Annotated in this window: 4 protein-coding genes; all 4 read left to right on the top strand. The window is 41.2% G+C overall.

Features of this window, described 5'->3' with window-relative positions; translation table 11 throughout:
- A partial coding sequence (locus F6J94_RS28220; protein ID WP_293046489.1) for a hypothetical protein occupies positions 1 to 1,444 on the top strand: 1,444 nt, incomplete at its 5' end.
- A 75-nt stretch (positions 1,445 to 1,519) separates the two neighbouring features.
- Entirely contained in the window at positions 1,520 to 2,758 is a 1,239-nt protein-coding gene (locus tag F6J94_RS28215; RefSeq protein WP_293046487.1) for an O-antigen ligase domain-containing protein, read from the top strand.
- 78 nt (positions 2,759 to 2,836) lie between these two features.
- Positions 2,837 to 3,820, top strand: a complete 984-nt coding sequence (locus tag F6J94_RS28210; protein WP_293046484.1) for a glycosyltransferase — start codon at positions 2,837 to 2,839, stop codon at positions 3,818 to 3,820.
- A 76-nt stretch (positions 3,821 to 3,896) separates the two neighbouring features.
- A complete protein-coding gene (locus F6J94_RS28205; protein ID WP_293046482.1) occupies positions 3,897 to 6,221 on the top strand; it encodes an oligosaccharide flippase family protein in 2,325 nt (774 codons plus the stop codon).
- The last annotated feature ends 18 nt before the right edge of the window (positions 6,222 to 6,239 follow it).

The raw sequence follows: 6,239 nt of genomic DNA, 5'->3' as shown, positions 1-6,239 counted from the left end.
TGGGATATCCGTTAATGCCGGAATTTGGGGCTTAACATTTTTTTATTTGAAATCAGCTCAGCCAACTTATACCAGTACATGGGCAGTATCACTACCTGTCTCAGGCTCATCCACTAGAATTAATATCCCAGAATTAGGGGGAGCGAGTTCAGATGTTAGGTCACCATTTGGCGATCGCTCCCATGACCCGAGGGAAAAGATGAAATTCATTGCGGAAAGTAAGCCGGTGCTTAAGGATGCTGCCAGTATACTGAACATGTCCTCTCAAGAGCTGGGCAAGCCTAGGGTCAAAATAGTAGACAATTCAACTATGATGGCCTTTGAAATCAAAGGAGACTCTGCTGAGGAAGCCCAACAGAAAGGTTTTGCTATGCACCAGGCTTTCCAGGAGAGACTTGAACAACTTAGGCAAGAAGAAGTAGTAGAAAATCAGCTACCAATTCAAGCTGATTTGGAGGCAGCTAAGAAAAATTTAGCAGATATTCAGAGACGTCTGTCTGAACACAAAGCTAGAACTGGATTGAACTCGAAAGAACAAGTTAACCAGCTATCATCCACTATAGAAGCCTTACGACAACAACAAATCGATTTGTTAGCCCAAGGGCGAGAAGCAAAAGCCAATCTCAGCAACCTCTCAGCTAATCTAAAGTTGTCATCTGGGCAAGCTGCTGATGCTTTTGTACTTAAGGCTGACCAGATATTTCAGCAAACCCTAAGGGAATACAGTCAGGCTACCGCAGCCCTGACGGTTTTGAGTTCCAAATACGGTTCCAAGCATCCATCTGTAGTAGACGAAAAGAGCAAGCAAGAAAGTGCTAAAGCAGCTTTGCTAGAGCGTAGTCAATCTCTGTTAGGTCGCCCCATGTCTTTGGCAATTATCGACCAGCTCAGTGTTAACTCTGGGCCTGAAACTGGTTCTTCCAGGGAAAATTTGCTGCGCCAAATTGTTGAGGTGGAAGCACGGCAAGAGGGTGTGGAAGCTAGAGCCTGGGTATTAAGCAACCAGATTGCTGAGCTGGAAGCCAAACTCAAACAAATGAGCCAGGATGCTTTGAGGATGGAGATCCTAGAACGCAATATGCGCATTGCGGAAACTATCTATGCTTCAACCTTAACTCAATCAGCCATTGGTCGATTCAACCAATCCCTTTCCTATCCTCAAGTTCAGCTGCTAGCTGAACCCAGCTTACCCCCAGACGCGATAGCACCGAAAAAGTCATCGGCTTTACTTGGTGCAGCAGCTGGTTCCTTCTTAATTAGTGCAGGACTATTTTTACTGTGGTTACGTCCCCATTTACAAGGTAAATCACAACCCTCAATGTACGGCAAAGTAGAATCGTTTAACTCTGATGTTCCACCCTTACGTTCTCAACCATCAAATAATAGCTTCACAACATCTAATAGCTTCACCTCGCCAATCGGTAACCAAAGAAAAGATTTCTGATACAACTAATCCACTTGTTATCAAGCTAGACATCAGAGAATGGCACCAGTAACCTAAGCCATTAGGCAGGCTTTAATGAAACCCCAAAACTTTGAAGAAAAAGTAGTTTTCTATTATATAATTTCAACATACTTATTATTTTTTTTAGGCGCACAGTTTGTTTTTGCCCCAGCCCTAGCTTGGCTGCTAACCTTTTATCTAATTAAGAAGCTTTGGCAGCAAACATCAGATACTCCACCGGAAGAAAGGATTCGGATTCCCATTGGAGTCTGGGTCTGGATTGTTTGCATATCAGTCATTGGCCTAGCCTTAATTATGGGTCATTTAGATTGGGGTTTCTCAACTGTTAAAACTATAAAATCCTTTATTAACTCCTTTTTAAGAACTTGGGCACTTCTGGCCTTATTTCCTTTAATTGGTTGCCTCAACATCCGACCACAAATAATCTATAGAGCAATTTCTATCCTTTCCCTACAAACTCTGATATTGGTACCACTTACCTATGGGTTAAGTCTGACTGGGTTAGAGATGCCCTTGTATACTAGCACCCTAATGGCAAAAATTGGCGGTAACAGTGAGCGTTACTACGCCGTAAGTCCTTACGTGATAAAAAGTGGTGAAACACGCCTTTTCTTATTTGCGCCTTGGGCTCCAGCATTGGCATTTGCCTGTAACGTACACTTTTTCCTTAGTAGTAGAGACCCGGACATAAAGTGGCGTTTTATTGGTATGATTGGTTGTGCTGCTGCAATTGTAGGTTCACTGTCCCGGATGGGGATAATCTGCTTAGTGGGTATACCAATACTGGTAACATTTTTGGGAAATCTAACCGAACCCGCCATGCAAATTACGGCAGGAATAGGGAGTTTTATTGGTGGTCTATTTGGTCCCCAACTGCTGATGATAGCTAGAAACTTGAAAGACTCTTTTTCCAGTCAAAGATCTGCTTCGTCGCGGGTTAGATCGGCCTTAGCCCGGCTTTCTCACCGTAAGTGGGAAGAAGATGCACCGATTTGGGGTCATGCCATTATAGTGGGCAAAGGCCCTGATGTTGTCGCTGGTATGCCTATTGGAAGTCACCACACTTGGTATGGTGCTTTATATACTCATGGAATCGTCGGGTTTATTGGCATCTTAATTCCTATAGTATATACTTTTATAGAGCTTTTAATTAAAGCTCAAAGGAGTAAGCTTGCTACAACAGCACTAACAATACTATTAATTTGTATCCTGTTTTCCTTTGGGGAAAATCTAGAAACATTAGCTTACCTCTACTGGCCTGGTTTGGTTGTAGTAGGGATGGGACTAAAATAAAAATGCTCAAGAGGTTTTTAGAGACCTTTTGTGGAAAATTACCATGCAATAATTATATACAAAAAAAGGATAATCGCCATGCCCACCATATCTGTAATAGTTCCAGTTTATAACGGAGAAAAAACTATATTAGAAACGATACAATCGATTCAAGCACAAAGGTTTTCAGATTTTGAGTTAATTGTCATTAATGACGGCTCTACTGATGGGACATTAGATGTAATCAGTACAGTCAAGGATCATCGATTGAAAGTGTTTTCCTATGAAAATGGGGGATTACCAGTGGCTCGTAATCGTGGTATTCGTCGCTCTAGGGGCGAATTTATTACGTTTATAGATGCCGATGATTTATGGAAACCCGATAAATTGGAGCTACAGTTAGCAGCACTGCACAAAAATCCAGAAGCTGGAGTGGCTTACAGTTGGACAGCATTTATAGATGATAATAGCAAGTTTTTGTTTGCTTGGCAACCACTCTATTGGGAGGGTAATGTTTATCCTCAATTACTAATTCGTAACTTTATATCCAGTGGTTCCAATATCATGGTAAAGCGGAAGTATATTGAAGCAGCTGGAGAATTTGACCCATCCCTGAAATCAGTTGAAGATTGGGATTATTACCTCAGGCTAGCAGCTTTATGTCCTTTTGCACTGGTTCCTAAATACCAAATTTTATACCGTCGCTCTTCCCAGTCAATGACCTCTAAAGTTGATGTGATGGAGAAGGCAAACCTAATTGTAATTGAAAGAGCCTTCAAGGCAGCTCCACCAGAACTTAAGTCTCTTAAAAATAAGAGTTTAGCGAATGCCTATCGTTATCTGGCTAAGCAGTGTATAGCTAATGCTTTTGATGATGAAGGAGTAAAGCTAGCTAGTCAAAAACTCAGCTATTCCATAAAGCTTTACCCCAAATTTTTGCTAAGCAAGGAAACTATACGTCTAATTTTAAAACTATTAATAATCAAAATTATGCCTAAAAAACTAGCTGGACATTTAATCCAACTAATCGGCCAGAAAATGCCGATGGTATCTGTTGATAATCGGATGATTTCAGAGCACTAACTACCACTATAATTTTACAGATATCAATTTCGACAGATATCAATCATCAAAAGGATGGCAGGATGGGAGATCCACTGTGAAAATTGTCAAAACAATAGGGAGTCGCATCAAGCACAAACTAGGTAATAGAAGCACTTTTACTCGCAATCTTGGTTGGATGGGAGTGGCCCAGGCATTTATTCGGGTTTCCCGTTTAGGTGCAACGTTTATTTTGCCACGCTTCTTAACTCCCCATGACTTTGGATTAGCTGCACTGGTTCTAACGACTTATGAATATTCACAAACAGTAACGCGGATCGGTGTTCATGCTAGGATTATACAGGCGGAAGCCGATGAGCTGGAAGACATTTGTAATAGTGCTTATTGGTTAAATTGGGTACTTTTTGCAAGTCTATTCGTTATCCAGTGCCTTGCTGCTTTTCCAGTTGCGTGGATTTATAAGGATAACCAACTTATTTTACCCATTTGTCTATTAGCATTTAACTTTTTGATTTCTCCCTTAGGGGCAGTACAGTCAGCACTAATTCAAAGGGATAATCGAATTCAGGTAACGGCTACTGCTCGCGCTCTCAGATATGCCACCGCCAATATTCTAACCGCTGTCTTTGCTGTTCTCCATATGGGAATGTGGGCGATAATAATTCCCAGAATATTAGCTAGCCCTATAGAATTCATTACATATCTGTTCAAACATCCCTGGCGGAGCACTGGCTCTTTCACAACCAAATACTGGGGTAAGATTTTTAGCTTTGGAATCAATTTCCTGGGGATTGAACTTTTAAAGACTCTCAGGGAAACTCTCGACTATCTTATCATTGGTCGCTTTATAGGAATTGACCTATTAGGTGTTTACTACTTTGCTTACAATGCTGGATTGGGAATTAGCTTGACTATCGTCCAATCGATTACTACTGCTTTATACCCTGCCCTATGTGAAGTACGGACAAACTTATCGAAATTTAAGCAAACATACTTTAGCAGTCTGAAGACGATTGGGAAAGTGATTGTTGGTTTTGTTGCTTTACAAGCAAGTCTAGTTCCGTTTTATATTCCCATTATGGTTGGGGAAAAAATTCATACGGAAGGCTGGAGTATGGTTGTTCCTATCGTCATTTTAGTTTGCTTATCAGCAATTCCTAGACCCTTTGATATTGCTGGATTTCAGCTTTTAGCAGCCATTGATAAACCGCAAATTGGCTTGCTCTGGAATGTCTTATTTACCATCATCTTTGCCTGTAGTCTACTGATAGCAGTGAAATGGGGAATCATCACGGTCGCTGTATCGGTTTTACTGGTTCATGTGCTTTTAATTCCCTTATTTGTGGTTTGGTCTGCTAGGTATGTCTTTGCTAAACCTGAAAAGTCTCCTGTAACCTTAGAGCATACTGTACTCCAATCTCATACTTTACTCCAATCTCACGATGAGACTGATACTGATCAGTTTTATGTCAGCCAATGGACATTATCATTAGCCAGTAGTGGGACATTCCCTAACACTCAGGGTTCTGAATTTCGTGATGCTGACAGTAATAACAGTAATAGCAGTAATAGCAGTAATAGCAGTGCCGGGTTTAGCGATCGCTTCGATGATCCCAGAAAACACCTGAAGTTGATAGCTGAAAGTGTGACGGTTTTAGAAGAAGCGGCAAAACAGCTAAATATATCTGTAGATAGCTTAGATAAGCCTTCGATTCAACTAATCGATAACTCTACAATGATGGTTTTTGAAATTTCAGGAGTCACCCCTGAGGAAGCGCAACGAAAAGCCTTCGCCATTAATCAGGCGTTTAACAAAAGACTGGAACAAATCAGGAAGCAAGAAATTGCTCAACAACAAAAGACTATCCCAGTGTATATAAAATCAGCCGAAAACGATCTAGAAAAAGCACAGCAACGCTTAGCTGAAAAAACGGCGAACATAGGATTGCCCTTACACCAGCTCTTAGAGACAATAGAAGCACTACGGCGCAAAAAGATTGAATTACGGCGCAAAAAGATTGAATTGCTAGCTGAGCTAGTACCGACTCAGTCTGATCATAGTCATTGTACAAATCCTCAGGTGATGAATCCTGTTCACCATCAGCCTCAAGCTAGCTTATTCCAAGATGATCCACCCTTAGAAATGGATGATATTAAACCACAACTACAAGGTAGTGAGGACAAGGCCAGGGATCTAGAGTTTCAGATTTCTCAGCTTGAAGTAAAACTTAGCAAAATGTCCCAAGATGCCTTGACTCTGGAAATTCTAGAACGAGATTTACGCATTGCACAAACCGTCTATTCCTCTGTTTTAAGCCAATGGGAACTAGTTAAGTCAGACTCATCTATTATGTATTATCCCCAACTGCAATTGGTAGCCGGTCCTACCTTACCTACCCAGGGTAAACGCAAGAATCAATAAGCTACGGCTTATTGATTA

Source organism: Moorena sp. SIO1F2 (genome assembly GCF_010672755.1).
Classification (GTDB): domain Bacteria; phylum Cyanobacteriota; class Cyanobacteriia; order Cyanobacteriales; family Coleofasciculaceae; genus Moorena.
The sequence above is the reverse complement of the archived record's forward strand: the minus strand, read 5'-3'. Positions and strand labels throughout refer to the sequence as shown.